The 26915-nt window shown below is 66.3% G+C and carries 22 protein-coding genes; 5 read left to right on the top strand and 17 right to left on the bottom strand.

Annotated elements, in window-relative coordinates; all coding sequences use genetic code 11:
* The 7 genes from ACQKJZ_RS08255 to ACQKJZ_RS08225 all read right to left on the bottom strand — a co-directional run.
* Positions 1–768 (bottom strand): electron transfer flavoprotein subunit alpha/FixB family protein (locus tag ACQKJZ_RS08255; RefSeq protein WP_427730698.1); only part of this gene is annotated, 768 nt, incomplete at its 3' end.
* Positions 765–1514, bottom strand: a complete 750-nt coding sequence (locus ACQKJZ_RS08250) for an electron transfer flavoprotein subunit beta/FixA family protein (RefSeq protein WP_427730697.1) — start codon at positions 1512–1514, stop codon at positions 765–767. The genes ACQKJZ_RS08255 and ACQKJZ_RS08250, both read right to left, overlap by 4 nt.
* 14 nt (positions 1515–1528) lie before the next feature.
* Complete coding sequence (locus ACQKJZ_RS08245) at positions 1529–2857, bottom strand: OmpP1/FadL family transporter (protein ID WP_312490114.1); 1329 nt, start codon at positions 2855–2857, stop codon at positions 1529–1531.
* A 38-nt stretch (positions 2858–2895) separates the two neighbouring features.
* The gene (locus ACQKJZ_RS08240; RefSeq protein WP_427730696.1) at positions 2896–3303 is read right to left on the bottom strand and encodes a DUF2147 domain-containing protein; all 408 of its coding nucleotides are present in this window, start codon (positions 3301–3303) and stop codon (positions 2896–2898) included.
* Between the two features lie 161 nt (positions 3304–3464).
* Positions 3465–5261 (bottom strand): acyl-CoA dehydrogenase C-terminal domain-containing protein, encoded by a 1797-nt coding sequence (locus ACQKJZ_RS08235; RefSeq protein WP_427730695.1) that lies wholly within the window; start codon positions 5259–5261, stop codon positions 3465–3467.
* 18 nt (positions 5262–5279) lie between these two features.
* Positions 5280–7607 carry a 3-hydroxyacyl-CoA dehydrogenase NAD-binding domain-containing protein gene (locus ACQKJZ_RS08230; protein WP_427730701.1) on the bottom strand — a complete coding sequence of 776 codons (2328 nt, stop codon included), beginning with the start codon at positions 7605–7607 and terminating at the stop codon, positions 5280–5282.
* Entirely contained in the window at positions 7607–8743 is a 1137-nt protein-coding gene (locus ACQKJZ_RS08225) for a thiolase family protein (protein ID WP_427730694.1), read from the bottom strand. Before ACQKJZ_RS08225 ends, ACQKJZ_RS08230 begins: the two co-directional genes overlap by 1 nt.
* A gap of 238 nt (positions 8744–8981) precedes the next feature.
* Between ACQKJZ_RS08225 and ACQKJZ_RS08220 the strand changes: the two genes are divergently transcribed.
* Together ACQKJZ_RS08220 and ACQKJZ_RS08215 are read left to right on the top strand one after the other, a co-directional pair.
* Entirely contained in the window at positions 8982–10607 is a 1626-nt protein-coding gene (locus tag ACQKJZ_RS08220) for a long-chain-fatty-acid--CoA ligase (RefSeq protein ID WP_427730700.1), read from the top strand.
* Entirely contained in the window at positions 10604–10993 is a 390-nt protein-coding gene (locus ACQKJZ_RS08215; protein ID WP_312490109.1) for a MerR family transcriptional regulator, read from the top strand. Before ACQKJZ_RS08220 ends, ACQKJZ_RS08215 begins: the two co-directional genes overlap by 4 nt.
* A gap of 120 nt (positions 10994–11113) precedes the next feature.
* Here the strand turns inward: ACQKJZ_RS08215 and ACQKJZ_RS08210 are convergent, their stop codons facing one another.
* Genes ACQKJZ_RS08210 through ACQKJZ_RS08200 form a run of 3 tightly spaced genes read right to left on the bottom strand, consistent with a single transcriptional unit; the run spans position 11114 to position 15392 of the window.
* The gene (locus ACQKJZ_RS08210; protein ID WP_427730699.1) at positions 11114–12601 is read right to left on the bottom strand and encodes an efflux transporter outer membrane subunit; all 1488 of its coding nucleotides are present in this window, start codon (positions 12599–12601) and stop codon (positions 11114–11116) included.
* Between the two features lie 8 nt (positions 12602–12609).
* On the bottom strand, positions 12610–14199 hold the full coding sequence (locus ACQKJZ_RS08205) for an MDR family MFS transporter (RefSeq protein WP_427730693.1): 1590 nt from the start codon (positions 14197–14199) through the stop codon (positions 12610–12612).
* Positions 14196–15392, bottom strand: coding sequence for an HlyD family secretion protein (locus ACQKJZ_RS08200; protein WP_427730692.1), 1197 nt, complete (start codon positions 15390–15392; stop codon positions 14196–14198). The genes ACQKJZ_RS08205 and ACQKJZ_RS08200 overlap by 4 nt, the downstream gene beginning before the upstream one ends.
* A 96-nt stretch (positions 15393–15488) precedes the next feature.
* On the opposite strand from ACQKJZ_RS08200, the gene ACQKJZ_RS08195 reads away from it, so the two are divergent.
* Complete coding sequence (locus ACQKJZ_RS08195) at positions 15489–15923, top strand: MarR family winged helix-turn-helix transcriptional regulator (protein WP_427730691.1); 435 nt, start codon at positions 15489–15491, stop codon at positions 15921–15923.
* A gap of 73 nt (positions 15924–15996) precedes the next feature.
* On the opposite strand, the gene ACQKJZ_RS08190 is transcribed toward ACQKJZ_RS08195, so the two are convergent.
* The 3 genes from ACQKJZ_RS08190 to ACQKJZ_RS08180 all read right to left on the bottom strand — a co-directional run bounded on the left by ACQKJZ_RS08190 (position 15997) and on the right by ACQKJZ_RS08180 (position 19684).
* On the bottom strand, positions 15997–16452 hold the full coding sequence (locus ACQKJZ_RS08190; protein WP_427730690.1) for a response regulator: 456 nt from the start codon (positions 16450–16452) through the stop codon (positions 15997–15999).
* A complete protein-coding gene (locus tag ACQKJZ_RS08185) occupies positions 16415–17545 on the bottom strand; it encodes a GAF domain-containing protein (protein ID WP_427730689.1) in 1131 nt (376 codons plus the stop codon). The genes ACQKJZ_RS08190 and ACQKJZ_RS08185 overlap by 38 nt, the downstream gene beginning before the upstream one ends.
* Positions 17546–17716: 171 nt before the next feature.
* Positions 17717–19684: a CocE/NonD family hydrolase gene (locus tag ACQKJZ_RS08180; RefSeq protein ID WP_427730688.1), complete on the bottom strand. Its 1968-nt coding sequence runs from the start codon at positions 19682–19684 to the stop codon at positions 17717–17719.
* A 213-nt stretch (positions 19685–19897) separates the two neighbouring features.
* On the opposite strand from ACQKJZ_RS08180, the gene ACQKJZ_RS08175 reads away from it, so the two are divergent.
* Complete coding sequence (locus ACQKJZ_RS08175; protein ID WP_427730687.1) at positions 19898–20605, top strand: FadR/GntR family transcriptional regulator; 708 nt, start codon at positions 19898–19900, stop codon at positions 20603–20605.
* Between the two features lie 200 nt (positions 20606–20805).
* On the opposite strand, the gene ACQKJZ_RS08170 is transcribed toward ACQKJZ_RS08175, so the two are convergent.
* Positions 20806–22056, bottom strand: coding sequence for an NAD(P)/FAD-dependent oxidoreductase (locus ACQKJZ_RS08170; protein WP_427730686.1), 1251 nt, complete (start codon positions 22054–22056; stop codon positions 20806–20808).
* A gap of 126 nt (positions 22057–22182) precedes the next feature.
* On the opposite strand from ACQKJZ_RS08170, the gene ACQKJZ_RS08165 reads away from it, so the two are divergent.
* Entirely contained in the window at positions 22183–22398 is a 216-nt protein-coding gene (locus ACQKJZ_RS08165; RefSeq protein ID WP_427730685.1) for a DUF4170 domain-containing protein, read from the top strand.
* Positions 22399–22619: 221 nt separating this feature from the next.
* Here ACQKJZ_RS08165 and ACQKJZ_RS08160 read toward each other — a convergent pair whose 3' ends face one another.
* The 3 genes from ACQKJZ_RS08160 to carB form a co-directional block, all read right to left on the bottom strand.
* Positions 22620–23258, bottom strand: a complete 639-nt coding sequence (locus tag ACQKJZ_RS08160) for a rhomboid family intramembrane serine protease (RefSeq protein WP_427730684.1) — start codon at positions 23256–23258, stop codon at positions 22620–22622.
* 4 nt (positions 23259–23262) lie between these two features.
* The gene (gene greA, locus ACQKJZ_RS08155; RefSeq protein ID WP_183953050.1) at positions 23263–23739 is read right to left on the bottom strand and encodes a transcription elongation factor GreA; all 477 of its coding nucleotides are present in this window, start codon (positions 23737–23739) and stop codon (positions 23263–23265) included.
* Between the two features lie 95 nt (positions 23740–23834).
* A partial coding sequence (gene carB, locus ACQKJZ_RS08150) for a carbamoyl-phosphate synthase large subunit (RefSeq protein WP_427730683.1) occupies positions 23835–26915 on the bottom strand: 3081 nt, incomplete at its 5' end.

Raw genomic sequence — 26915 nt, 5'->3', positions numbered from 1 at the left:
GGTCTGGCCGACCTGATAGTCGTTGGGGGCATAACCCGCATCGACCGCCGCGCGGCTCGCGCCGACGGCGGCGCCCAGCTTGTCGGCCAGCGGGTCGATCAGCGCATGGAACTGCTCCTCCGAGCCCAGTGCACGACCGCCCGAGACGATGACCTTGGCACTGGTCAGCTCAGGCCGGGCGCTCTCGGCCTTCTCCGCGCCGACAAAGCGGGACTTGGCGGCGTCGCCGGTGGCGGCGACCGCCTCTATCGCGCCCGAGCCGCCCTCGGCGACCGCCTCTATCGCGCCCGAGCCGCCCTCGGCCGCCGCCTTTTCGAAGGCGGTGGTGCGCACCGTCAGGACAAGCTTGGTGTCGCTGGTCTTCACCGTGGCAATGGCGTTGCCCGCATAGATCGGGCGGGTGAAGCTGTCCGGCCCTTCGACCGACAATATGTCGCTGATCTGCATGACGTCGATCAGCGCGGCGACACGCGGCGCGATGTTCTTGCCCGTCGTGGTCGACGGCGCGAGGAAGGCGTCGTGATGGTCCATCAGCTCGGCGATCAGCGGTGCGACGTTTTCCGCCAGCGCATTCGCATAGGCCGCGTCGTCGGCGACATGGACCTTGCCGACACCGGCGATCTTCGCTGCCGCCTGCGCCACGCCATCGACGCCTTGGCCCGCGATGATCAGATGCACCTCGCCCAGCTTCGACGCCGCCGTGACGGTCGCCAGCGTGGCATCCTTGACGGCCCCGCCGTCATGCTCGACCCAAACCAGCGTCTTCACTTGGCCACTCCCAGTGCTTTGAGTTTCTCGACCAGCTCGTCGACCGAGCCGACCTTGACGCCCGCCTGGCGCTTGCCGGGCTCGGCGACATGGGTGATCGTCAGGCGGGGCGCGACGTCGACGCCGTAGTCGGCGGCGGTCTTGGTCGCCATCGGCTTGGACTTGGCCTTCATGATGTTGGGGAGCGACGCATAGCGCGGCTCGTTCAGGCGAAGGTCGGTGGTGACGATCGCGGGCAGCGTGAGGGCCACCGTCTCCAGACCGCCATCGACCTCGCGGGTGACGTTGGCCATCTCACCGTCGATCTCGACCTTGGACGCAAACGTCCCCTGCGCCCAGCCGAGCAGACCGGCGAGCATCTGGCCAGTCTGATTGTTGTCGCCGTCGATCGCCTGCTTGCCCAGGATGACGAGGCCCGGCTGTTCCTCCTCGACCACCTTGGCGAGCAGCTTGGCGACGCCCAGCGGCTCCAACGGCTGGTCCGAGGTAATCAGCACCGCCCGGTCCGCGCCCATGGCGAGTGCGGTGCGCAGCGTATCCGCCGCCTTGGGCTCGCCGATCGAGACGACGACCACTTCCGTGGCCGCCCCCTTCTCCTTCAGCCGGATCGCCTCTTCCACCGCGATCTCGTCGAACGGGTTCATCGACATTTTCACGTTCGCCAGATCGACGCCCGTCCCGTCCGCCTTCACGCGCGGCTTCACATTGTAATCCAACACCCGCTTCACGGGCACGACGATCTTCATAACCACTCTCTCAATCAGAAGCTGAAGCGGCCGCCGATCGACGCCACGAACGCGCGTGCGTTCTGCACCTGGCCCGAGGTCAGGATCGGCGTCTGCACGGCGGTGCCCGCATAGGCGGCGGTGCGGCGGTCGATGCTGGCGTTGGTGAAGTCGATATAGCTGCCCGCCGCATCCAGCGTGAAGCGTGGGGTCACCTGGTACGAGCCACCGACCGAGTAATTCCAGCGGTTGGCGTCCGGCACGCGCGCATCGCGATTGCCGTTCTGCGTCGGGGTGATGCCGCGCTGCACACCCGCCCGCAGGGTCAGGCGATCATTGGCCGCGTAATCGAAACCACCCGCCAGCGAGAAGCTGTTCTTGTAGTTTTCGGGGATCGCCGTGTTGATCGGCGCGCCCAGGCGGATCGCGTCGAAATCGGCCCAGGTGAAGCGCACCGCCTGCGCGTTCAGCGTCAGCTTGTCGGTCGCGCGGAAACGGCCCGCGACGATGATCTGCGCCGGGGTGTAGAACTCGGCTGTCGCACCGTCGATCGTCCGGTTCTGGCCTGCGAGCGGGCCGAGTAGGCCACCGACTTCTAGGCTGCCCTTCAGATTGTGCTTGATCCGCGACTTGTAGCTGATGCCGACGGTCGCCCAGTCATTGTGCAGCTGGACGCCGGCGGTCCATCCCAGATCCCAGCCATCGCCCTTGAGCCGCTGGAAGCCATCGGGCAGCGTCGACAGCACGTTGGGCAGCGCGTTGCCGAGTTCGGCCTTGGTATATTGAACGTTCAGCGCGCCGCCGACACGCAGCCAGTCGAGCAGCGCCACGCCGACCGAGGGCTGGATGTCGATGGTCCGAAGCTCGGTCTTGAGCGCGCTATACCGCGCCCAGCTGTTCGCCTCATATTCGGTCGTGAAGCTGTAGGGCGAGGTGACCGCCAGGCCCACCGCGACCCGGTCGTTCAGCGGAATCGCGACCGCGCCCGAGGGGACGACGCCGCGATTGATCGGATCGCTCGATACGCGATTGCCGCCGACCGGCTGAAGGGTCTGAACGGGGCCACCCGGCAGGGTCGGACGGCGGATCAGCGTGCCGGTATCGACGACATCGCCCTTGGGGATGATCGCCGAGGCGCCGAGCACCGCCTCGCCGCGCTCCATGCCGGCGATCGAGGCCGGGTTCCACCATAGCGACGACGCGCCGGTGTCGGCACCCTCACCCGAAAAGGCGCGACCCTGGCCACGGGTCGACTGTTCCTGAAGGTAAAAGGCCTGGCCATGCGCCGCACCGGCGAAGGCGAAGGACGAGGACAGGATGGCGGTGGCCAGCAGCGGCGCCTTGAGCGACTTGGTCATGAGCATACTCCCCGAGATTTTCTATGATGCGTTGGGACGAAGGATCAGCGGATGCGGGTCCAGGTCTGCGTCTTGCACAGCGGTACGAAGACGCAGCCGCGCACCTTCAGCGTATCCGGCCCTTCGGGCGTCAGCTTGGCGCTATAGGTCTTGCCGTCCTCGGCATTGTAGATCGTGCCGCCGCTCCAGGCCGCACCGTCCTGCGAGAAGCCCTGCAGGATCAGCAGGTTCTTCAGCGGGCGATTGCGCAGCTTGGCGTCGCGGTTGTTCTGATCGGTCAGCGTCGGGTTGGTCCGCAGCTTTTCCGAGCTGAGAATCCGGCCGCACACCGAATTGCCGCACTTCTGGATCTCGACCACGCCACCGCGCGTCTGGGTCTGCCAGCGCCCGATCACCGAGTCCGCGTTCACACCAGCGGCCGCAAGGGCCATGGCCGTCAGGGTCAACAACATGCCTCTTCTCCTCTCCATGCCCCTATTCGGGCCGAAGCGCCGTTTGTTCACGGTCGCCCCTGAATTTCCCTATACGTCCATGACGTGACGCATAGGACAACACCACGCTATGACTATAATGCCGGCTGACCCTGATCAAGGCCCGCCGGCATCATGTCACCTCAAAACGCTTCCAGTTCCAGCGCCATCGTCGAGCGCTTGCCCGACTTGATCGCCAGGAACGCGGCCGTCGCCTGCGGCAGGATGCGATCGAAGAAGAAGCCGGCGGTGGCGAGCTTGGCGGTGTAGAACGCCGTCTCGTCCGTTCCTTCGGCCAGCCGCTCGGTCGCGATCCGCGCCGACTTCAGGAAGCAATGGCCGATGCCGACCAGCCCCAGCAGCCGCAGATAATCGGTTGCCGCCGCACCCGCTTCCTCGGGGTCCTTCATGCCCTTTTGCGCGATCATGCCGGTGCTGAGCTGGAGCGCGCCGAACGCCTGCTGGAGCGCGGCGGCCCAGCCGGCGATCGCCTTGTCCTCGTGGCGGGTCAGCGCCTCGACCTGCTCGGACACGGCATGGAAGAAGGGACGCATGTAACGGCCCATATGCGCAGGCATCTTGCGCCCGACGAGATCGAGCGCTTGGACGCCGTTGGTGCCCTCATAGATCTGGGCGATGCGGGCGTCGCGAACGAACTGTTCGATGCCGTGGTCACGGACATAGCCATGGCCGCCATGCACCTGCACCGCCATGTTGGCCGCATCGAAGGCGAGGTCGGTGAACAGTGCCTTCACGACCGGGGTCATCAGCGCGACGAAGTCCGCTGCGCGCGCCTTGTCGGCCGGGTCGATCGCATTCGCCTCGGCATCGAGGCCACGTGCCGCCCATTGGCCCAGCGCGCGACAACCCTCGGCATAGACGCGCATCGTCATCAGCATGCGGCGCACGTCGGGATGGACGATGATCGGATCGGCGGGCAGGTCGGGCCGCTTGGCCCCGCCCAGCGCACGCCCCTGCAACCGGTCCTTCGCATAGGCGACGGCCGACTGGTAGGCGATTTCGTTGACGCCCAGGCCCTGGATGCCGACCGAGACACGCTCGGTGTTCATCATGGTGAACATCGCGGCGAGGCCCTTGTTCAGCTCGCCCACGACCCAGCCCTTGGAGTCGTTGAACTCCAGCTGGCAGGTGGCCGACGCCTTCAGGCCCATCTTGTGTTCGATCGCCGCGACGCTGACGCCATTGGCGGGGCCGACCGAGCCGTCATCCTTGGGCAGATATTTCGGCACCAGGAACAGGCTGATCCCCTTCACCCCCTTGGGCGCATCGGGCGTGCGCGCGAGGACGAGGTGGATGACATTGTCGGTCAGGTCATGGTCGCCCGCCGAGATGAAGATCTTGCCGCCGGTCAGCAGGAACGAACCATCCTCCTGCGGCTCGGCCCGGGTGCGCAGCAGACCCAGATCGGTGCCGCAATGCGCCTCGGTCAGGCACATCGTGCCGGACCATTCGCCCGAGATCATCTTGGGCAGATAGAAGCTCTTCAGGTCTTCCGAGCCATGGCCCATCAACGCGGTGGTCGCGCCGTGGGTCAGGCCGGGATAGAGGCTGAACGACAGGTTGGTCGCGCAGATCATTTCCTCGACCAGCTTGTTCACCGCCTCGGGCAGCCCCTGCCCGCCATATTCGACCGGCGAGGCGAGCGCGGCCCAGCCGCCTTCGCAGAACTGGCTATAGGCTTCCTTGAAGCCGGCGGGGGTACGGACGACGCCGTTCTCCAGCTTGCAGCCCTCGATATCGCCGCTGGCGTTCAGCGGCAGCAGCACTTCCTGGGTGACGCGGGCCGCCTCTTCGAGGATCGCGTCGTACAGTTCGGGACCGAATTCGTCCTGCCCCGCGACAGGGCCGAATTCGTCCTCCTTGAACAGTTCGTGGAGGACGAAACGCATGTCGCGTAGCGGCGCGTTATAGACTTGCATGGGATTATCCTCTCCCGATCAGTTGCGCAGCGGCTTGCCGGTTTCGAGCATATGCTCGACCCGCGCCTGGGTCCGCGCATCCTTGACGCTTTCCATGAAGGCGGCGCGTTCCAGCTTGAGCAGCTGATCCTCGCTCACCTCGTCGATAATGTCGGCCTCGCCGCCGGTGACGATGTTCGCCAGACGGCTAGCCACCACCACGTCATAGGGGGTGGCGACGCCCTTCTTGGCGAAGTCGGCGACCGCACCGTTGAAGGCAACGCGTCCGGCCGCACCGGGCAGGCGGAAGACCGGCTTTTCGGGCGGCTGATAGCCCTCGACCAGCGACAGCGCCTTCTGCTTGGCATCGGCCAGCAGACGGTCGCGGTTCATGGTGATGCCATCGTCCTTGCGGAGATAGCCGAGGTCCTTCGCCAGCGCCGCCGAGCGCGATACCTGCGCGGTCGAGATGGTCTCGAACGCCTTCATCGCGGCGGGCATCGGCCCCTTGGGCATCTTGGGCGATTTGGCGAGACGGTCGATCAGCTCGCCATTGCCGCCCCAGCCCGGCACAAGGCCGACACCGGTTTCGACCAGGCCGATATAGGTTTCGGCATGAGCCTGGATCGCATCGGCATGAAGCGAGATTTCGCACCCGCCGCCCAAGGCCATGCCGGCCGGGGCCGCGACCACCGGGAAGGGCGCGTATTTCAGCGCCTTATACGCCTGCTGGCCTGCGACGATCAGCTTGTCGACTTCGCCCCAGGCCGCGATGTTCACCGCGAACATGGCGAGACCCAGGTTCGCACCCGCCGAGAAGTTGCTGCCCTCATTATAGATGACCAGCGCCTTATACTGGCTCTTCACCAGCGCGATGGTCTTTTGCAGCAGCGACAACACCTGCTCGTCGATCGCGTTCATCTTCCCCGTGAACTCGAACGCCACGACGCCGTTGCCGACATCCCAGGCCGAGGCCGAACCGTTCTTCAGCAGCGGCTCGGAGCGCAGCTTGATGTCTTCCAGCAGCAGCACGCCCTCGGCACGGACGACGTCGGCATAATCGCCGCCGAGCGTCAGATACTGACGCTTGCCATCGACCACGCGGTAGAAGGGGCGGTCGCCCGCCGTCTCCAAGAGCGCCGGGACCGGCTTGCCCTCGGCGCGCAGCCGCTCGGCCAGCTTGCCCGGACCCATGCGGTCGATCAGCTCGAACGGGCCGAACTTCCAATTATAGCCCAGCTTCATCGCGTCATCGATCGCGACCACATCATCCGCCGCTTCACCGACCAGACCGGCGGCATAGGACAGGACCGGCCCAAGGATCGCCCAGGCATAGTCGCCGACCTTGCCCGGCGTCGCGACCAGTGCGGCCAGGTCCTTTTCGGCGCGACCGGGCAGACGCTCGGGCTTTTTCTCCGCGCGATACTCGCCGGTCTTCAGGTCGATCGCCTGCTTGGCCTTGGTGCCGTCAGGCTTGCGGTCGAGGCGGTAGAAGCCGCCCTTGCCCTTGCGGCCGGTAAAGCCCTCCGCGATCATCTTGTCGACCAGCGGCAGCGGGCGGATCGTGTCGAAATAGGCATCGCCCTCCGGCAGGGTCGAGGACAGTGACTTGGCGAGCAGTGGCATCAGGTCGATACCGACGAGGTCGATCAGCCCGAAAATGCCGGTCTTGGGCACGCCCATCGGACGCCCGCCGATCTGGTCGGCTTCCTCGACGGTCAGCCCCTGGTCCATCGCCGCGTTGATCGCGACCGCCAGCCAATAGGTGCCGATGCGGTTGGCGATGAAGCCCGGCGTATCCTTGGCGCGGACGATCCGCTTGCCCATGCGGTGATCGACGAACTGCTCGACCTTCGCCGCGACACCGGCATCGGTGTGCTCGGAGGTCACGATCTCGATCAGCCGCATATAGCGCGGCGGATTGAAGAAATGGGTGATGAGGAAGTCGTTCTTGAACTGCGCCGACCGCCCCTCGACCAGATGGCCGAGCGGGATGGTCGAGGTGTTGGACGACACCGCCGTACCGGGGCGCTTCAGTTCTTCCAGCCGGGCATAGAGCGCCTGCTTGATGTCCAGCCGCTCGACCACCGCCTCGACGATCCAGTCGCACTCGGCAACCTTGTCGAGGTGATCCTCGATATTGCCCGTTTCCACCAGCTTGGCGGCGGCAGGCGACATGAAGGGCGCAGGCTCGGTCTTGAGCATCTTGGCAACCGCACCCTTGGCGATGGCGTCGCGGTCGGCGCCCTCCTTGGGCACGATGTCGAGCAGCAGGACAGGCACACCGGCATTGGCGACTTGCGCCGCGATGCCAGCCCCCATCACCCCTGCGCCGATCACGCAAACCTTGTTGATCGTCTCAGCCATCATGCGCGCTCCAGCACAGTCGCGATGCCCTGCCCGCCGCCGATGCACTGGGTCGCCAGCGCATATTGGCCGCCGTCACGTGCCAGCAAAGCCGCCGCCTTGCCGACGATGCGCGCACCGGTCGCGCCCAGCGGATGGCCGATCGCGATCGCGCCGCCGTCCTTGTTGATGGTCTCTTGCCTAAGGCCCAGGTCGCGGATGCAGGCGATCGCCTGGCTGGCAAAGGCTTCGTTGATCTCGACCACGTCGAGGTCACCGGCCGAAATGCCCGCACGCTCCAGCGCCTTCTTAGACGAACCGATCGGACCGAGACCCATCGTCTCGGGCTCACAGCCCGAAATGCCGACCGACTTGATGCGGGCCAGGATCTTCAGACCGTGGCGATTGGCGAACTCTTCCGAGGTGACCAGCACGGCGGCGGCACCATCGGTCAGCGGCGACGCGGTACCCGCGGTCACGGTGCCATCCTTGTCGAAGGCGGGCTTCAGGCCGGACAACACTTCCTCGGTTGTGTCGGGACGGATCAGGCCGTCCTCGGTCACATCGCCCGCCTTGGTGTGGATCGGCACGATCTCATCGGCCAGACGCCCGGCGGTGCGCGCCTCGGCGGCCTTCTTCTGGCTGGCGACGGCGAACTTTTCCTGCTCGGCGCGGGTGATCTGATACTTCTCCGCGACATTCTCGGCGGTCTGGCCCATGCCCATATAGGCGCCCGGCCGGGCAGCGGCGAGTTCGGGGCTGGGCAGCGGGTTGTAGCCGCCCATCGGCACCCGGCTCATCGATTCGATACCGGCGCAGATGAACGCCTCGCCCGCGCCGATCTGGATCTGGCCCATCGCGATATGGATGGCGGACATGGACGATCCGCAGAAGCGGTTCACGGTCATGCCGCCGACCGACAGCGGCAGGTCCGCCAGCAGGCCGATCAGGCGCGCGACGTTCATCCCCTGCTCGCCTTCGGGGAAGGCGCAGCCCAGGATGATGTCTTCGATCTGCGACGCGTCGACGCCGGTCCGCTCGATCAGGCCGCGAATCACCTGCGCGGTCAGATCGTCGGGGCGAACCCGGGCCAGGGCGCCCTTGCCCGCCTGAGTGAAGGGAGAGCGGGCATAGCCTGCGATCACGATGTTGGTCATCCAATCCTCTCTTGTGCGGTCATCTTTGGGCTTGCAGCCTCACGTTAAGGTGCGTTACCTACCCTATACGTAAATACCATAAGAAACTCGACCGCAATCGACAACCGGGTATGGTCGAAAAAATATTGAGGAGAGCCGCACGATGACGATCCGATCCGTCGAACAGGCTGTGGGTGGTGGCAAAGGGGGGCAGGCAACGGGACGGCCCTTGTCCTTCGAACCCCGACTGCTGACCGACATGTTCGAGACTACGGTACGGCGACATCATGATCGCCCGGCGGTCGATTTCATGGGGCGGATCACCCGCTATGGTGAACTCGGCGATATGGTCGATCGCGCCGCCGCCGGGCTTCAGGCGCTGGGCGTCAAGCGGGGCACGCGGGTCGCGCTGTGCCTTCCCAACATCATCTATTATCCCGTCCTGTTCTTCGCGACGCTCAAGGCCGGCGGCATCGTCGTCAATGTGAACCCGCTCTATGTCGACCGCGAGCTGTGCCACCTTCTGGAGGATTCGGGCGCGGAGATCATCGCGACCTGCGACATCCCCGACATCTATGACCGGGTCAGCACGGCGGCCGAGAAGCTGTCGCTGCGTCACGTCATCTCATGCCCCGTCGCCGGCGCCCTGCCCACGGTGAAGGGCCTGGCTTACCGCCTGTTGAAGCGCGCGATGATCGCGCCGCCGGGACCCGCCCCGCGCCACCTGACCTTCGCGCAGATGATGAAGCGCGGCACCACCGCGACCCCTGTCGCGGTCGAACCCGACGACGTGGCCGTCCTGCAATATACCGGTGGCACCACCGGCAGCCCCAAGGCGGCAATGCTGTCGCACGCCAATCTGGTCGCCAATGCCGATGCGATGGTGATCCATACCGGTGGCGAGGATGCGATCGGGGCGGAGCGGATCCTGGGCGTGCTGCCCCTGTTCCACGTCTTCGCGCTGACCACGGTGCTCAGCTTCGCGATCCGCGTCGGGGCCGAGATGATCCTGCTCCCCCGGTTCGAACTGGACCAGGTGCTCAAGACCATCGCGCGCCGCAAGCCGACCTATTTCCCCGCCGTGCCCACCATCTACAACGCGATCGCCGGCGTGGCTGAGGCGCGCAAGGTCGACCTGTCGGCGATCAAGGCCTGCATTTCGGGCGGTGCGCCCCTCCCCGCCGAGGTGCGTATCGCGTTCGAGACGACGACCGGCGCCAAGCTGGTCGAAGGCTATGGCCTGTCCGAGGCATCGCCGATCATCACCTGCAATCCGCTGACCGGCGAGAACAAGGGCGGCTCGGCCGGCCTCCCCTTCCCCGGCACGATCATCGAAATTCGCGACCGCGACAATCCCGACCGGCTGATGCCGCCCGGCGAGGTCGGCGAAATCTGCGCGCGCGGGCCGCAGGTCATGTCAGGCTATTGGCACAAGCCGAGCGAGACCGAACAGGTCTTCATCGACGGCGCGCTGCGTACCGGCGATGTCGGCTATCTCGACGAGGACGGTTATCTGTTCATCGTCGACCGGATCAAGGACGTGATCCTGTGCGGCGGCTATAACGTCTATCCGCGCATGATCGAGGAAGCGCTGTACGAGCATCCGGCCGTCGCGGAAGCGGTGGTGATCGGCATCCCCGACAGCTATCGCGGCCAGTCGCCCAAGGCCTTCGTCAAGCTCGCCGCCGATCACCAGGCGACGCCGGAGGAACTGCGAACCTTCCTGCAGGACAAGGTCAGCAAGATCGAACTTCCCCGCGAGGTCGAAATCCGCGAAAGCCTGCCCAAGACCCTGATCGGCAAATTGTCGAAGAAGGAACTGGTCGAGGAAGAATTGGCGAAGGCGGCGGCCAAGGCGGCTGCGGACGGGGGAACGGCAGGGTGAGTGACGAGGAGGAGTTGCGCGGCATCCAGGATGTGGCCAACAGCCTGGGGGTGACAACGCGCACGTTGCGCTTCTATGAGGATCGCGGCCTGATCGAGCCGCGCCGGGTCGGGACCGCACGTGTCTATTCCAAGCGCGAGACGGGTCGGATGCAGCTGATCCTGCGCGGCAAGCGGCTGGGCTTCTCGCTGCGCGAGATCGAGGAGTTCCTGCGGCTGTACGATGCCGATCCGCAGCATGTCGAACAGATGCGCGTCCTGGCGGAGCGGTGCCACGAACGGGTGGACGAACTGCGCCAGCAAATGACCGCGCTCGTCCAGACGATCCAGGAGCTGGAAACGATCGAACGCGAAGCGCGCGACCGGATCGCCAAAGCGGGGGCGTGACTTGATCCTCTCCGGCACGGGGAGGTGGCAGACCGCAGGTTTGACGGAGGGGGGCTTCTACTGCAATCCCCCCTCCACCATGCTGCGCATGGCCCCCCCTCGTGCCGGGGAGGATAACGTTTAACCCCCCGTCGGCGCGCGCCAGCCTAGGCCGAGCGCCTTTTGCAGCGCGACGTAGTCATTGGTCAGTCCGGCGACCGCCTGCGACAGCGACTGCTGCGCCGCCACACGCTGACGCTCGGCGTCCAGCGTATCGATCAGCGTCGCGGCCCCCGCCCGGTAACGCTGCTGCATCAGCACCGCCGAACGATCGGCCGACGCCTTGGCGCGCGCCAGGGTCGCCACCGTGTTGCGCCGCGCGCGGAACCGGGCCAGCGAGTCCTCGGCATCGCGCAGCGCGGACAGGACGGCACCGCGATACCGCGCCTCGGCCTCGTCGCGCGCGCCCTCTGCCTGACCGACACGGGCATTGGCGCGGCCGAAGTTCAGCACATTCCACTGAAGCATCGGCGCGCCCAGCGTCACCAGATTATCGAGGTCGGTCAGCGAGTCGAGCGAGGTGCCGCCGATGCCGATGATCCCCATGAGGTTCAGCCGGGGGAATTTGGCCGCCTCCGCCACGCCGATCCGCGCGGTCTGCGCCGCCAGGTTGCGCTCGGCCGCGCGAATGTCCGGGCGTCGTTGCAGCAGCGCGGTCGGATCGCCCACCGCGACCTGCGCGGGTGGCAGGGGAACGGGTGCCGCCTGGCCCAATCGCTGGTCGAGCGTCCCCGGTGCCTCGCCGATCAGGATCGACAGCGCGTTGAGATAGGTCTCGACCGAGGCCGAAAGCGGCAGAATCTGCGCGTCAGTGCTTTCCACCTGATTGCGCAGTCGCTCGACCTCCAGCTGTGAGGCGGTACCGTTCTGGAACCGCTGCTGCGTCAGGTTCAGCGTATCGCGCTGCATCCGCGACGCCTCGCGCGCCAGGATCAGCCGCTGCTGGGCATCACGCAGGCCCACATAGGCCTGGGCGACATCGGCGCTGAGCGACACCTGCGCGTCGGCGACATTGGCCTCGGCCGCCGCCGCGCTGGCGCGTGCCGCCTCGACCGTGCGGCGGCGACCGCCGAACAAATCGACCTCCCAGCTGGCATCGAAGCCCAAGTTGAAGAAGTCGATATTGGTGCCGCCGCCCGATCCGCTGGCGGAACCACCCGATGCGCCGCCATCGGCGCCACCCTGTCCGCCACCCTGTTCGCCGCCGCCCAAATTGAGTTCGGGAAGGTTGGCGTGCAGATAGGTGGCGCTGGCATTGGCGTTGGGCGCCTGGTTGGCGCGTTCCAGCCGCAGCGCCGAGCGCGCCTGCTTCAACCGCGCCTGCGCCACCGCGACATTGGGATTGGACGCCAGCGCGCGCTCCTCCAGCCAGGTGAGCATCGGGTCGTTCAGCGTCGTCCACCAGTCGGCGACCGCCGGTGCGGTCGTCGCCAGCGTATTGTCGGCGCGCACGAAGCCGGCGGGCGGCGTCGGGGCCGAGCCGATGCCCTTGGGCGGGCCGGCATAGTTCGGGCCGACGGTGCAGGCCCCCAGCAGGAGAAGCGGGATCAGGGAAAGCTGCTTGCGCATCATGGGTCTCAATGCATCGCCACCGGGCCGCCCTGGGGCAGCGGGCGGAGGAAGAGGACGAGCGGCATCACCATCAGGATGCCGACGCACAGGATGAAGAACAGGTCGTTATAGGTCATCACCAGCGCCTGTTGGCGGATGGTGTTGCCGATCATGCGATAGGCCGCCTCGGTGCTGCCGAACTGCTGGGCCAGGCCCGACAGCCAGTCCTGCACCGACTGCGAATTGGCCGACAGCGATTCCTCCAGCCGTCGCTCGTGCAGGAAGCTGCGCTGATCCTGCACGGTCGCGATGCCGGCCAGCGCGAACGAGCCGCCCAGGTTGCGCGCCGCGCTGAACAGCCCGGCGGCGTCGCCCGCCTGTTCCGGGGGCACCGACGAGATCGCGGCCTGGTTCAGGAACAACATGCCCAGGATGGTGCCGATGCCGCGCAACAGCTGCGAGTCCGTGAACGAACTCCCGGTCGAATCGGCGGTCAGCACCGTATCGATGCCAGCACTCAACGCCATGATGCCCAGGCCCAGCCCCACCGCGATGCGGATATCGACCTTTTTGATCAGGAACGGGGTGAAGGGCATCATGATGAGGCTGGGGATACCGCTGAGCAGCACCACCTTGCCCGCCTGGAACGCGTTATAGCCCGCGATCGCCGCCAGGAACTGCGGGATCACATAGGAGGTGCCGTAAAGCACCATGCCCAGCACGATGCCCATGATCACGACGCTGCCGAACTGGCGGTCGAGCAGCAGCTTCAACCGGATGACCGGGCGCGACGCCACGAACTGACCGGCGAAGAGCAGCCCGAAACCGATGAGCGACAGGATGGTCAGCTCGATGATCTCTCGCGATTCGAACCATTGCTCGCGCTGTCCCTCCTCCAGAACGACGGTCAGGCCGCCCAGGCCGAGCGCCAGGCCGGCGATGCCCAGCCAGTCGGCCTTCATCAGCTCGGACAGATGCGGCTTCTGGTGCGGCAGGCCGACGAGTAGCAGCGTCACCAGGATCGCGCCGACCGGCACGTTGAGGAAGAAGGCGTAATGCCAGCTGATATTCTCGGTCAGCCAGCCGCCGATCAGCGGCCCCATGACGGGGCCGAGAATGGCGGTGACGCCGAAAAAGGCGGTGCCGATCGGTTGCTGCTCGCGCGGCAGGCGGGTGGCGATGATGGTCAGCGCGGTCGGGATCAGCGCGCCGCCGGTGATGCCCTGCCCCGCGCGCCCGACGATCATCATCGTCAAATTGGTCGACAGGCCGCACAGCACCGAAAAGGCCGTGAACAGGATCGAGGCGATCAGCAGGAAGGTGCGCAGGCCGAGCAAGCGCTCCAGCCAGGCGGACAACGGGATGATGATGATCTCGGCGACCAGATAGGAGGTCGCGATCCACGTCCCCTCCGTGCCGCTCGCGCCGATCTCGCCCTGGATGGTGGGGAGCGCCGAGTTGACGATCGAGATGTCGAGCGTCGCCATCAGCGCGCCGATGCTGCCCGCAGCAACGGCGAGCCAGGCGGTCAGGTCGGCCTTGGCCGGGGCACCGCCGCTCGCGCGGGCGGGTACCTTGGCCGGGCCGCCCCGGGCGGGGGCCGCAGCGGCGCTCACCGGCCCTGCGCCCCCTCCCGCGCTTCGTTATGCTGGTCCTGTTCCTCCGCGATGCGCTTCAGCGCGCCCTTGGCGGAGCGGGTGTCGACCGTCACGTCGACCGACATGCCGGGGACGAGCAGGCCGCGCGTCTGCGGGTCGGCGTCGACCGCGATGCGCACCGGAATACGCTGCACGATCTTGGTGAAGTTGCCGGTCGCGTTCTGCGGCGGCAGCAGCGAGAATTGCGCGCCGGTGCCCGGTGCCACGCTGTCGACATGGCCCTTGATCTCGACGCCGGGCAGCGCATCGACCTCGATCTTCACCGGCTGGCCGGGACGCATCAGGCCCAGCTGCGTCTCCTTGAAATTCGCCTCGATATACAGCTGGCTGACCGGCACGATCGACATGGTACGGGTGCCCGCCTGGACGAACTGGCCGACGCGTACCGTCTTGTTGCCGACGCGGCCGGCGATCGAGGCGCGGATCGTGGTCGAGCCGAGATTGACCTCGGCCGCGTCCAGCTGCGCCTGAGCGGCCTGCCCCTGCGAGCGGGCCTGCTGAACCTGCGCGTTCAGCGTGCCGATGCGACGACGCGACGCGGCCAGCGCGGCATTGGCCGCCGCGACCTTGGCATTGGCCTGACGCGCCTGGTTCTGCAGCTGCGACAGGCGCTCGCGGCTTTCGGCGCCCGATGCGGCGAGCGGGGTGTAGCGCGCGACTTCGGCCTGCGCGAAGGCGGCATCGCTCTGCGCGGCGCGCAGATCGGCCTCGGCCCGGTCGATCGCGGCCTGCTGCTCGCGGATCTGCGCCTGGACTCCCTCGGCATTGGCGCGTGCGACGCCGATCTGTGCCTCGATCTGCGCAGTCTGCGCGCGGTAATCGCGGGTATCGATCTGAAGCAGCGGCTGACCGGCGCGCACCGCCTGGTTCTCGCCGACGAACACCTTGTCGACATAGCCCGACACCTTGGGCGCGACCGTGACCGCATCGGCCTGGATGAAGGCGTCGTTGGTCGACTGCATATACTGGCCGACGCTCTTGTAGCGGGCATACCAGAATACGCCCGCGATGATCGCGACCGCGGCCACGACGATCAGGATCAGGCGGATACGCCGCTTCTTGGCGGGCGAAGCCGTCTCGATGGGGCTTTCGTCCGCCTCGTTGTTCGCGGCGCCGTCCTGGCCGTCATTCACTTGGTTAGCGTCGGCCATGCCGGCCTCCCTGTCGATGGAATCAATAATACTCGGTGGTGCATTTGCTCGCACTTGCACAATAAGGCAATACCATTTATTGAGTTACCTCATATTATGGCTGTTCGTGAATCCCTGCTCGTGCGGTATGCCCGCCTGTATGTACGCCTGCACCGGGTGCTCGATCGGCGGATGGCGGCGCAGGGCGCGTCGCTGGCGCGCACCAAGATGCTGATGTTCATCGACAAGCATGCCCCGACCCGTGCCGCCGACATCGCCGAATGTTTCGGCGTGGCGCCGCGCACGGTCACGCAGGCGATCGACACGATGGAGCGCGATGGGCTGGTCCGACGCGTCCCCGATCCCCATGACCGCCGCGCCAAACGGCTGGACATCACCGATAGCGGACGACGGGTGCTGCGCCAGACCGAACCGTTGCGGCTCGAACTGGTCGATCTGACCTTCGGCACGCTGACCGAGGAGGAGGCGGCGCAGTTCGACCGCATCCTCGCCAAGCTGGAAGACGCGGTCGCGGAGATCCCGGTCGCCTAGACGGCGGAGCGTTGCGTTTCGATGTACGTGCGGCATGCCCCCGTCCCCTCTCCCGACTGGATGCGTCCGATCGCTAGTAGAGCCGGAGCGTCGCGGGCGGCTCGCTGGGACGCCCCCCTTTCGCGATGGCGTAGGCGGCATGGACCGCCGCCCCCAGGCTGCCGGGGCGAAACGGCTTCGATATGCAACCGATGATCAGCGGGTGGCCACCCTGATCGGGGCAATTGCCGCTGAGGAATACGCAAGGGATACCGCGATCCGCGATCAACCGAGCGGCGGTGATCCCGCAGTCGCCCTCGGCGAGCTTCACGTCGCACAGCACGAGGTCCGGGCGCTCGGCATCCACCGCCTCCAGCGCGGCGGCGAGCGTATCGGCGATGGCGGTGACCTGATGGCCGTGAAGGGTCAGCGCGTCCTCGACCAGCATGGCGACCAGCGCCTCGTCCTCGATGATCAACAGCTTGAGCGGGTCGTGGCCGAACCGGCTTTCGTCAGACTGCGGAACCGTTCCGATGCTCGCCGCCATCATGCGGCATGACCAAAATCAGGCACCCGTCTTCCTCGCTTGTCAGCGTCGCACGCAATTGATGGCACAACCGCGCGACAAGCCGGTCCGTCTCTGCCAAAGCGACGCCAGATTCCCATCCGACGCCCTGAAACGAGATACGAAGCAATTCGTTCCCACCATCGGTCACCACCGTCATGACGATAGTGGGGACGGTCGTGCGCACCGCCAGCAGGGCGTCGAGCAATAGCGCCGCCGCCACCGCGCGTTCGATGGGAACGCTGACCGTATCGTCCGCCGAAACCGCCGCTGCGGCGCCATCACCGCGCAGCTGAGTGATGACGTCGCCGAACAGCGCGACCAGATCGACCAGGCCGGGCTCGGCCGTCGCATAGAGCGGGCGATGCGCACTCGCGAGCACCTGCAACCGCTCCGCCGCGCGTGACAGCGCGGCGCGGGTCACGCGGTCGGTGGCGGCGCGCCCTTCATTGGCGACGAGCCCGATCGCCACCTGCAGCGCGTTGCGCACCCGGTGGTTCAGCTCCTCCAGCAACCGGGCCTGCGTCTCGATCCCGTCGCGAAGCGCTTCCTCGATCCGCAGGCGATGCTTGGCCAGCGCGACATAGCGGCACAACAAGCGTAGCAGCCGCTGCTCTTCCTCAGTGAAAGGCCGGGCCAGGCGCCGCCCGAAACTGAGGCTGCCGAGCAGCTGGTCGCCAAAGAATAGTGGCATGCACAGATAGACCTCGATGCCGATCGCACGAATGAAGGCCGCGCAGGGATCGTCCGAGGACTGGATGTCGGTGACATGCAGCGGCCGTCGTTCGTCCATCGCCCGGCCGCAAAGCGAGGTCGCGACATCCATCCCCATCAAACCACCGCGCGCCTGCGAAGTCAGCCCGCCGAAGGCCTCCAGGCGGATGTCGTCGCCATCCACCCGAAAATTGAAGAACACGTCCAACCGCAATTCGTCCCGGATCAGGTCGAACAGCGTCTCGGTCATCAACACGGGATCGTCGGCCGCCATCAGCCGGTCGGTCGCACTGGCGATCAAGGCCAGATACCGGCGCGTAACGTCGGTGTCCCCGGCAAGCGGCGCGATCGCGTCGCCCGTCAAAGGCGCGCGATCCGAAGTCGATGATGCTGGTGGGGCCACGATTACAGCATAGGCACGCCCGTCCCCCGGTCCAAGAGGCATGCGGCGAATTATGACGGACCGCCCTGCCCGGTCGGCCGCATGAATGGGGCGGGTGAACGGGGCCTCCGCCCGTCCACCCGCCGCCTGGCCTCAACGCGCGGCGACCGCCGACTGGTCGACCGGAACCACCGGCAGCCAGACGCGGCTGGCATTGGCGCCGCCGCGTTCCAGCGTGATCGTCGCCTTGCGATAGTCACCGGGCTTGGCGGTGAAGATGTTGGGCACGAAGGTCTGCGGATTGCGGTCGTAGAGCGGGAACAGGCTCGACTGCACCTGGATCATGATCCGGTGCCCCGGCTGGAACACGTGGTTCACGGTCGGCAGGCGGAACTTATATTCCTGCACCTTGCCCGCGGGGATGGCGGTCGGGTTCGCGAAGCTGTTGCGATAGCGCCCCCGGAAGATGTCGAGGCTGATGGGCAGCTCATAGCCGCCCATCTTCGGGTCGTTCGCATTCTCCGCCGGATAGACGTCGATGATCTTCACCACGAAATCGCCATCCGTGCCCGTCGTGCGCGCAAACAGATCGGCGATCGGCGCGCCGGAGACGCGCACCGCCTTGGTCAGGACGGGCGTGCTGTAGGTGACGACATCGGTGCGGCCATCGACATGACGCTGGTCGCTGACCAGCCAGTCGCCCCAGCGACCATCGTTGAAGTTCACGGGGCGCGACAGGTGCGGCACCGGATTGGCGGGATCGGAGACATAGCTGTCCTGCCCCGCACCCGGCATCTGGAAGCTCAGCCCCTTGTCCGCCGAGAGATAGAGCGGGGTCAGCGGCGCGGCGCACCCGCTCTGGCAGGCGAGCGGCCATTGGCTGAGCTTGTCCCAATGGTTTTCGCCGGTGTTGTAGATCGCGGCCGCGGGCAGGTTCGCGGCTGGCCCGTCCTTTAGATACTGGTTGAACAGCGGCAGCACCATGTCCCCGCGGAATTGCTTGGCGGTGTCGCCATTCCACTGAAACGGACCCAGGCTGGAGCCGGTGCGGTTGATCTGGCTGTGCCGCCACGGCCCCATGACCAGATGGTTGTTGCCGATCTTGCCCTTGGCCTTCAGCGCCTCCCAGGCCGTGATCGCGCCGTACATGTCCTCCTGATCCCACAGCCCCTGTTCCCAGAGCGTCGGCACGTTGGAGGGGTTTGCCGCCAGCAGCTTGTCGAGCGCCTGGCCCTGCCAGTAAAAGTCGTACGACGGATGCTGGACGATGCGCTGCCAGAAGGGCAGCTGGTCATAGCCCGACTTCCTGGCCCACTCGTTCGCCGAGCCATAACGGAAATTTTCGTAATCGTCATAGCCGCCGCTGGACGGCGCCTTGCCCTCGCCCTTGTACCCGGTCTGCGACCCGATCCAGGCGATGTTGGCGAGGCGGAAGGCGCCGTAGTGGAACCAGTCGTCGCCCATCCAGCCATCGATCATCGGGCTTTCGGGCGCGGCGACCTTCAACGCAGGATGTGGGTTGAGCAGCGCCATGACGACGGTGAAGCCCTCGTAGGACGACCCGATCATGCCGACGCGGCCGTTGGATTCGGGCAGGTTCGCCTTGTTCACCAGCCAGTCAATCGTGTCATAGGCGTCGGTGACATGATCGACCTTCGTCGCGTTCAGCGGGCCGATGACGGGACGCGTGACGACATAATCCCCTTCCGAGCCGTATTTGCCGCGAATGTCCTGATAGACGCGGATATAGCCGGCCTTCACGAACTCTTCATCGGCCAGCGGCAGCGCCTCGATCATGCGAGTGCTGTCGGACCGCTTGGCGCGGCCCGCCGCGTTATAGGGGGTGCGGGTCAGGACGATCGGGGCGTTGACCGCCCCCTTAGGCACGACGATGACGGTGTAGAGCTTCGTCCCGTCGCGCATCGGCACCATCACCTCGCGCTTGTCGTAATCGCGTTCGGCGACGTTGGTCGGCGGGGTGAAGTTGGGCGGGATGTCGCTGACCGTCGAGTCCGTGACGACCTTCACCGGCGCGGTGGCGGACACGGGGCGCTGCTGCGCGGTGGCGGGGGTCAGGATGGCGAGCGCGCTCGCGGCAAGCAGGCAGGTGCGGAGAGTCATGGACGAACGGAACCCCTCAAGAACCGGTGGATGAGCCATCGTGCCGTGCGCATGGCGGCGCGGCAACCGGCAAGATGCAGGAAAGATACATTGTTACATTGACCGCGCAAGTCACAGCGATCATGTCAGCCTGCTTTCCTTTGCCGCCCCTCGCCCATAGAAGGGTCGATAAAGGCATGCCATTGTCATGGTATTACGGGAGGATGCGGCCGAGTGACGATAGTGAAGCGGCGCGGTCCCGCCCATAGCGCGCTGGCCCGTGACATCGGTATCGCGATCGTCACCGGGCGGATCACGCCGGGCTCGACCCTGCCGGGTGAGGTCGAGATCGCCGAGCAGCGCGGCATGTCGCGATCGGTGGTGCGCGAGGCGCTGCGCATGCTCGCCGCCAAGGGGCTGGTAGTCAGCAAGCCCAAGGCGGGCACCCGGGTGCGCGAGCGGCTGGAATGGAACCTGCTCGATCCCGACCTGCTCGCCTGGATGTTCGAGGGGGAGCCACCCGCCGGCTTCGTCAACAGCCTGTTCCAGCTGCGCCTGATCGTCGAGCCGGCCGCCGCCGAGCTCGCCGCGATCAGCCGCAACACGCGCCAGCTGTCGCGCATGGGCGCCGCGCTGGAGGCGATGGGCGAACATGGCCTCCACACCGAACAGGGCCGCGCCGCCGACCAGCTGTTCCACAACATCATCCTGGAGGCGACGGGCAACGAGCTGCTGATCAGCCTGTCGGGCAGCATCGGCGCGGCGGTCCGCTGGACCACGCTCTACAAGCATCGCGGCAGCCGGATGCCGCGCGACTCCATGCCGGAACACCGTCATTTGTTCGCCGCCATCGCCGATGCCGATGCCCCCGCCGCCCGCGCCGCGACGATCGTACTGGTCGACCAGGCCCGCGAGGATACCGAGCGCGCGCTGGCCAGCTAGGCTGCCAAATTCCTCCCTTGCAAGGGAAGAATGTAGAGCGTGATGGCATTCTATTGCGCCAATGCGAGCCCCTCCCCTTCAGGGGAGGGGTTGGGGTGGGGCATATCCCCTTGGCGCAGGGCTTGTGGAAGCGTCCCACCCCCGTCCCCTCCCCTGAAGGGGAGGGGTGGGATCATTTCAGGCCATCCTGCCCAAGCGATTCACCCCATCGGCCAGAGCGTCTTCAACGGCCGCGTCACGTCGGCCAGCGCATCCTCCGCCACGACCGCGCCTCCGGCGACCAGCGCCTTGCCCTGCACGAAATCGCGCATCGCGTTGACGCAGTCGAGTGCGATCACCTTGCCCGCACGCAGATAGACGATCGAGAAGCTCCGCGTTGCCGGATCGCCGCGCAGGATGGCACGATCATGGCCGATCGACAGCCCGACCGTCTGCAGCTTCAGATCATATTGGTTGGACCAGAACCAGGGCACCGCATGATAGGCCGCTTCACGCCCGGCGATCGTCCGCGCCGCCGCCGTCGCCTGATCGTTCGCGTTCTGGACCGACTCCAACCGGATCACCGCCCCGCCGGCAAAGTCATTGGCGTGCGCGGCGCAGTCGCCGACCGCGAAGACATGCGGCAGGCTGGTCCGCCCCTGCGCATCGACGATCACGCCATTGTCGCCCGAAGCGCCTGCGGCGAGCAGCGGCGCGACCGCCGGCACGATGCCGATCCCGACGATCGCCATCTGCGCGGGCAGGACCGTGCCATCCGCCAGTCGGACGCCGGTGACCGCCCCCTCGCCCTCGATGCAGGTCACGCTCTCGTTCAGTCGCACGGTCACGCCATGCGCGCGGTGCTCGGCCTCATAGAAGCGCGACAGCGCCTCTCCCGCGACGCGCGCCAATACGCGGTCCTGCGCCTCGACGATCGTTACCTGCTTGCCGAACTTGGTCAGCACGGCCGCCGCCTCCAGCCCGATATAGCCGCCGCCAATGACCACGACCTGATCGACACCGGGTAGTTCGGCGATCAGCCTGTCGACATCGGCACGCGTGCGAACGCCGTGGACGCCCGCCAGATCATGGCCCGCGCAACTCAGCCGCCGCGCATGCCCCCCGGCCGCCCAGATCAAATGCTCATAGCCGATCACCGCACCGGCGGCGGTCATGACGCAGCGCGCCTCGGCATCCACCGCCGTGACTTCCTCGCCCAGGCGCAAGGTGACGCCGCGTTCGTCCCAGAAGCGTTCGGGCCGGATCAGGATACGCTCGAAGGGCTTGTCGCCCGCCAGATAGTCCTTGGACAGCGGCGGGCGTTCATAGGGGGGATAGGCTTCCTCGCCGATCATCGCGATCGTCCCGGCAAAGCCCTCCTGCCGCAGCGCGATCGCGGCCTGGGCACCGGCATGGCCGGTACCGACGATCAGGACGTCATAGGAGGCGGGCGGGGTCGGGGTCTGGCTCATGCCAGTTCCCTAGGACGGAACCGCACGGGCTGTCACCGGGCATGACAAAGCGTTGCGAGCGCGAAAGAGCATCTTCAATCGCGGGCCGCTTGCCGCTAGGGAGCGGGCAATTCTTCAGGAGACATCATGAGCAAGCTGCATCTCGTCTTCGGTGGCCGCGTCAGCGACCCGCAGACCCTGGACTTCGTCGATCCCGCCGGACTGGAAGTGGTGGGCGTGTTCCCCGACTATGCCACCGCCGAAAAGGCCTGGCGCGCCGCTGCGCAGCGGACGGTCGACGATGCGGAAATGAAGTTCGTCGTCGTCCACCTGCACCGCCTGCTCGAGCCGACGCTCGATTGATCCCGGTTTTGGGCGAAGTTGGGGGCATGGCCTTCGACTTCGCTCAGGCTGAACGGCGGTTAGGATTAGGAACCCTACCCATAGACCGCATCGCGCTCGTGCCGAGCGCCTTGTTTGAGCCGATCCCCCCTCCGTTCGCACTGAGCGAAGTCGAAATGCACGGGAAAACGGTCATGCTGGGCGATATGTAAACCCCGCCCGGGACATGAAGCCCCATCCCCTCAGGCGTTACGATAACGCCACAATAATAGCGGCTTGGCAAAGACCAGGCCCGCCACAAAACCGCCGATATGCGCGGCGATTGCGATCGCCCCCACACCCATGCCGGCATAGCCGATCAGCAACTGGATACCGATCCAGCCCGCCGCCAGCCACAGGACATGGGTCATTTCCGCCGACAGCCCGGCCACGCCGCGCGTCGCCCGCCGGCGGCCGAAGAGCAGCGCATAGGCCCCGACGATCGCCGAGATCGCGCCGCTCGCGCCGATCATCGGCATGGGCGAACTAGGATCGGGAAAATACTGCGCGATCGCGGCGGCATAGGCGCCTACGACATAGAGGATCGCGATCCCACGCGGCCCCAGCGCGCGTTCCGCCTGCGCACCGCAATAGACCAGCATGATCAGGTTGAACGCGATATGCGCAAACCCGCCATGGATCAGCGTGGCGGTCAGCGGCGTCAGGATGGTCGGCACCGCGAAACCGAAATCGGGGGGCAGCGCCGCCCCTTCGAAACGCAACGGGATGAACCCCGCGCCGACCGCCGCATCCGGCACCAGGCCGGTCAGGATCAGGAACAGCGACACGATCGCCGTGACGGCCGCGATGGCCGTCGTCGCCCGTGCCGCTGTCCAGTTCATCGGATCAGATGAATTCGATCTTGCTGACGAGGTAATAGCGGTCGCCCGACGGCACCGTCACCTCGACCTCTTCGTCCAGCTTGCGCCCGATCAGCGCGCGGCCGAGCGGCGAGTTGTAGCTGATCCGACCGGTCTTGGCGTCCGCCTCGGTTTGGCCGACGATCTGATACTTGACCGGCTTGTCATCCTCGTCGAGCAGCGTGACGGTCGCGCCGAACACGATCTTGTCGCCCGACAGGTCCTTCGGGTCGATGATCTGCGCGCGGCTCAGCTTGTCCTCGATGTCGGCGATCGTCGCCTCCACCTGGCCTTGGCGTTCCTTGGCCGCATGATATTCGGCGTTTTCGGACAGGTCGCCGTGCGCACGTGCTTCCTCGATCGCGTCGACGATCAGCGGCCGCTCTTCTTTCAGACGCCGCAGGTCCTGGGTGAGCTTGTCATAGCCCTCCTGGAGCATCGGCATCTTTTCGACGGTCGCCATATTCCTAGTCCCCAATTCTTACGCATTCCCGGTACGGACCGCCCTCCCCAAACCGGGAGGGCAGCCCGCCAGCACATCATGTTCTCATGTCGGGATCAGTTGTGCGAACGCGAATAGTAGGATTGCAGGGGACGTACTTCAAGACCACGGGTGCCGGCCGCCGCAATCGCCTTCGCCGCCTCGACGCTGGCGGGCGCCGTGGTGAAGTACGGGATCTTCTGGCCCAACGCGGCTTCACGGATCGGCTTGGAGTCCTTCAGGCTCTGCCACCCCTCGGTCGTGTTGAAGATCAGAGTGATGCCGCCGTCCTTGATCCGGTCGACGATATGCGGACGCCCCTGCGCCACCTTGTTGATCTTCTCGACCGTGACGCCTGCGCGGTCGAGATAATCGGCGGTGCCCCCCGTGGCGACGATCGCGAAGCCCGCCTCCGACAGCATCTTGGCGGCGGGGACGATATGCGGCTTGTCGCCGTCCTTCACGCTGATGAACACAGCACCTTCGGTCGGCAGGACGGTCCCGGCGCCCAGCTGCGACTTGGCGAAGGCGGTGGTGAAGTCGGGGTCGATGCCCATGACTTCGCCTGTGGACTTCATCTCGGGCGACAGCACCGGATCGACGCCGGGGAAGCGCGCGAAGGGGAACACCGCTTCCTTGACCGCATAATAATCGATGTGGCGATCGATCTGCGGCAGGTCGGCCAGCTTCTCACCCGCCATGACGCGCGCGGCGATCTTGGCGATGGGCGTGCCGATCGCCTTGGCGACGAAGGGCACGGTGCGGCTGGCGCGCGGGTTGACCTCGATGAGGTAAACCGTCCCGTCCTTCACCGCGAACTGGATGTTCATCAGGCCGCGCACGTTCAGCCCGCGCGCCAGCGCTTCCGCCTGACGCTCGATCTCGGCGATGATCTCGGCTGACAGGCTATAGGGCGGCAGCGAGCAGGCCGAGTCGCCCGAATGGACGCCCGCTTCCTCGATATGCTGGAGCACGCCCGCCACGACGACTTGGTCGCCGTCGCAGATCGCGTCGACGTCCACCTCGATCGCATCGCGCAGGTACTGGTCGATCAGCACGGGCGCGTCGCCCGACACCTGCACCGCCGTCTGGATATAATCCTCCAGCTGCTGCGGGCCGTCGACGATCTCCATGGCGCGGCCACCCAGCACGAAACTGGGGCGCATCAGCACCGGATAACCGACGCGATCGGCGACGATCAGCGCTTCCTCGCGGCTGCGCGCGATGCCGTTCTTGGGCTGGTGCAGCTTCAGCTTGTCGACAAGGGCCGCGAATTGCTCGCGGTCTTCAGCAAGGTCGATCGCGTCGGGGCTGGTGCCCAGGATCGGGATACCGGCCGATTCCAGCGCACGGGCGAGGTTCAGCGGAGTCTGGCCGCCGAACTGCACGATTACGCCGACCAGCTCGCCGTTCGACTTCTCGACGTCCAGGATCGCCAGCACGTCCTCGGCGGTCAGCGGCTCGAAATACAGCCGGTCCGAGGTGTCATAGTCGGTGCTGACCGTTTCGGGGTTGCAGTTGACCATGATCGTCTCATAGCCCGCATCCGCCAGCGCGAAGCAGGCGTGGCAGCAGCAATAGTCGAACTCAATGCCCTGCCCGATCCGGTTCGGACCGCCGCCCAGAATGACGATCTTCTTGCGGTCGCTGGGCACCGCCTCGTCCTCGGGCTCACCGAAGGTCGGGGCCTCATAGGTCGAGTACATATAGGGCGTCTTGGCGTCGAATTCGGCCGCGCAGGTGTCGATCCGCTTGAAGACCGGACGCACGCCCAGCTTCTGGCGATGCTCGCGCACCTCCTGCTCGGTGACGCCGCCGGTCATCATCTTGACGACCTCGTGGATCAGGCCAGACCCACGCGCGATACCGCGATCCATGCCGCGCAGGTTCGCCGACTGGAGCGCCAGATAGGCCAGCCGCTTGTCGGAGAAGCCCATCGCCTTCAGGCGGCGCATGCCCGAAGCGTCCTGCGGCAGGCCGTTCTGCATCACGTCGGCCTCGGCCGCGACGATCTCGGCGATCCGCTCCAAGAACCAGGGATCGTACTTGGCGATCGCATGGACCTCGGCGACGGTGAAGCCTTCGCGCAGCGCCTGGGCGGCGACCAGCAGCCGGTCCGGGGTCGCCTTGGCCAGCGCCGCCTCGATCTCGGCGCGTGGGGCACCCACCAGATGCTCGACATCGTTGAAGCCGCTGAGACCCGTCTCCAGGCCGCGCAGCGCCTTCTGCATCGACTCGTGGATGTTGCGGCCGATCGCCATCACCTCGCCGACCGACTTCATCGCGGTCGACAGCACTGGCTCCGAACCCTTGAACTTCTCGAAGGCGAAGCGCGGGATCTTGGTGACGACATAGTCGATCGTCGGCTCGAACGAGGCCGGGGTCGCGCCGGTGATGTCGTTCTCGATCTCGTCCAGCGTATAGCCGACCGCGAGCTTCGCCGCGACCTTGGCGATCGGGAAGCCGGTCGCCTTCGACGCCAGCGCCGACGAACGCGACACGCGCGGGTTCATCTCGATGACGATCAGGCGGCCGTCCTTCGGATTGACCGCGAACTGCACATTCGAGCCGCCCGTCTCCACGCCGATCTCACGCAGCACCGCCAGGCTGGCGTTGCGCATGATCTGATATTCCTTGTCGGTCAGGGTCAGCGCAGGCGCGACGGTGATCGAGTCGCCGGTATGGACGCCCATCGGATCGATATTCTCGATCGAGCAGATGATGATGGAATTGTCGTTGCGATCGCGCACGACCTCCATCTCATATTCCTTCCAACCGAGGAGCGATTCCTCGATCAGCACCTCGGTCGTCGGCGAGGCGTCGAGCCCGGCGCGGACGATCGCGATGAACTCCTCGCGGTTATACGCGACGCCGCCGCCGGTGCCGCCCAGCGTGAAGCTGGGGCGGATGATGGCGGGCAGGCCGACCTTCTCCAGCCCCTCCAGCGCTTCCTTCTCGGAATGCGCGATCGCCGAGCGGGCCGATTCCAGCCCGATCTTCTCCATCGCGACCTTGAACTTCTGACGGTCCTCGGCCTTGTCGATCGCCTCGGCATCGGCGCCGATCATCTGGACGCCGAACTTCTCCAGCGTGCCGTCATGGAACAGCGCCAGCGCGGTGTTCAGCGCGGTCTGGCCGCCCATGGTCGGCAGGACCGC

Origin of the sequence: Sphingomonas sp. NPDC019816 (genome assembly GCF_050274375.1) — a bacterium.
Classification (GTDB): domain Bacteria; phylum Pseudomonadota; class Alphaproteobacteria; order Sphingomonadales; family Sphingomonadaceae; genus Sphingomonas.
Note: the sequence above shows the minus strand (reverse complement) of the source record. Positions and strands in the feature narration are given on the sequence as shown.

Excerpts from the sequence above, each read along its gene's own strand:
- ACQKJZ_RS08195 (WP_427730691.1), top strand. The coding sequence starts at position 15,489 with ATGGCTGTTCGTGAATCCCTGCTCGTGCGGTATGCCCGCCTGTATGTA.
- greA (WP_183953050.1), bottom strand. The coding sequence starts at position 23,739 with ATGGCGACCGTCGAAAAGATGCCGATGCTCCAGGAGGGCTATGACAAG.
- ACQKJZ_RS08220 (WP_427730700.1), top strand. The coding sequence starts at position 8,982 with ATGTTCGAGACTACGGTACGGCGACATCATGATCGCCCGGCGGTCGAT.
- ACQKJZ_RS08200 (WP_427730692.1), bottom strand. The coding sequence starts at position 15,392 with ATGGCCGACGCTAACCAAGTGAATGACGGCCAGGACGGCGCCGCGAAC.
- ACQKJZ_RS08240 (WP_427730696.1), bottom strand. The coding sequence starts at position 3,303 with ATGTTGTTGACCCTGACGGCCATGGCCCTTGCGGCCGCTGGTGTGAAC.
- ACQKJZ_RS08160 (WP_427730684.1), bottom strand. The coding sequence starts at position 23,258 with ATGAACTGGACAGCGGCACGGGCGACGACGGCCATCGCGGCCGTCACG.
- ACQKJZ_RS08235 (WP_427730695.1), bottom strand. The coding sequence starts at position 5,261 with ATGCAAGTCTATAACGCGCCGCTACGCGACATGCGTTTCGTCCTCCAC.
- ACQKJZ_RS08180 (WP_427730688.1), bottom strand. The coding sequence starts at position 19,684 with ATGACTCTCCGCACCTGCCTGCTTGCCGCGAGCGCGCTCGCCATCCTG.
- ACQKJZ_RS08170 (WP_427730686.1), bottom strand. The coding sequence starts at position 22,056 with ATGAGCCAGACCCCGACCCCGCCCGCCTCCTATGACGTCCTGATCGTC.
- ACQKJZ_RS08210 (WP_427730699.1), bottom strand. The coding sequence starts at position 12,601 with ATGCGCAAGCAGCTTTCCCTGATCCCGCTTCTCCTGCTGGGGGCCTGC.
- ACQKJZ_RS08225 (WP_427730694.1), bottom strand. The coding sequence starts at position 8,743 with ATGACCAACATCGTGATCGCAGGCTATGCCCGCTCTCCCTTCACTCAG.
- ACQKJZ_RS08245 (WP_312490114.1), bottom strand. The coding sequence starts at position 2,857 with ATGCTCATGACCAAGTCGCTCAAGGCGCCGCTGCTGGCCACCGCCATC.
- ACQKJZ_RS08230 (WP_427730701.1), bottom strand. The coding sequence starts at position 7,607 with ATGGCTGAGACGATCAACAAGGTTTGCGTGATCGGCGCAGGGGTGATG.
- ACQKJZ_RS08250 (WP_427730697.1), bottom strand. The coding sequence starts at position 1,514 with ATGAAGATCGTCGTGCCCGTGAAGCGGGTGTTGGATTACAATGTGAAG.
- ACQKJZ_RS08165 (WP_427730685.1), top strand. The coding sequence starts at position 22,183 with ATGAGCAAGCTGCATCTCGTCTTCGGTGGCCGCGTCAGCGACCCGCAG.
- ACQKJZ_RS08190 (WP_427730690.1), bottom strand. The coding sequence starts at position 16,452 with ATGATGGCGGCGAGCATCGGAACGGTTCCGCAGTCTGACGAAAGCCGG.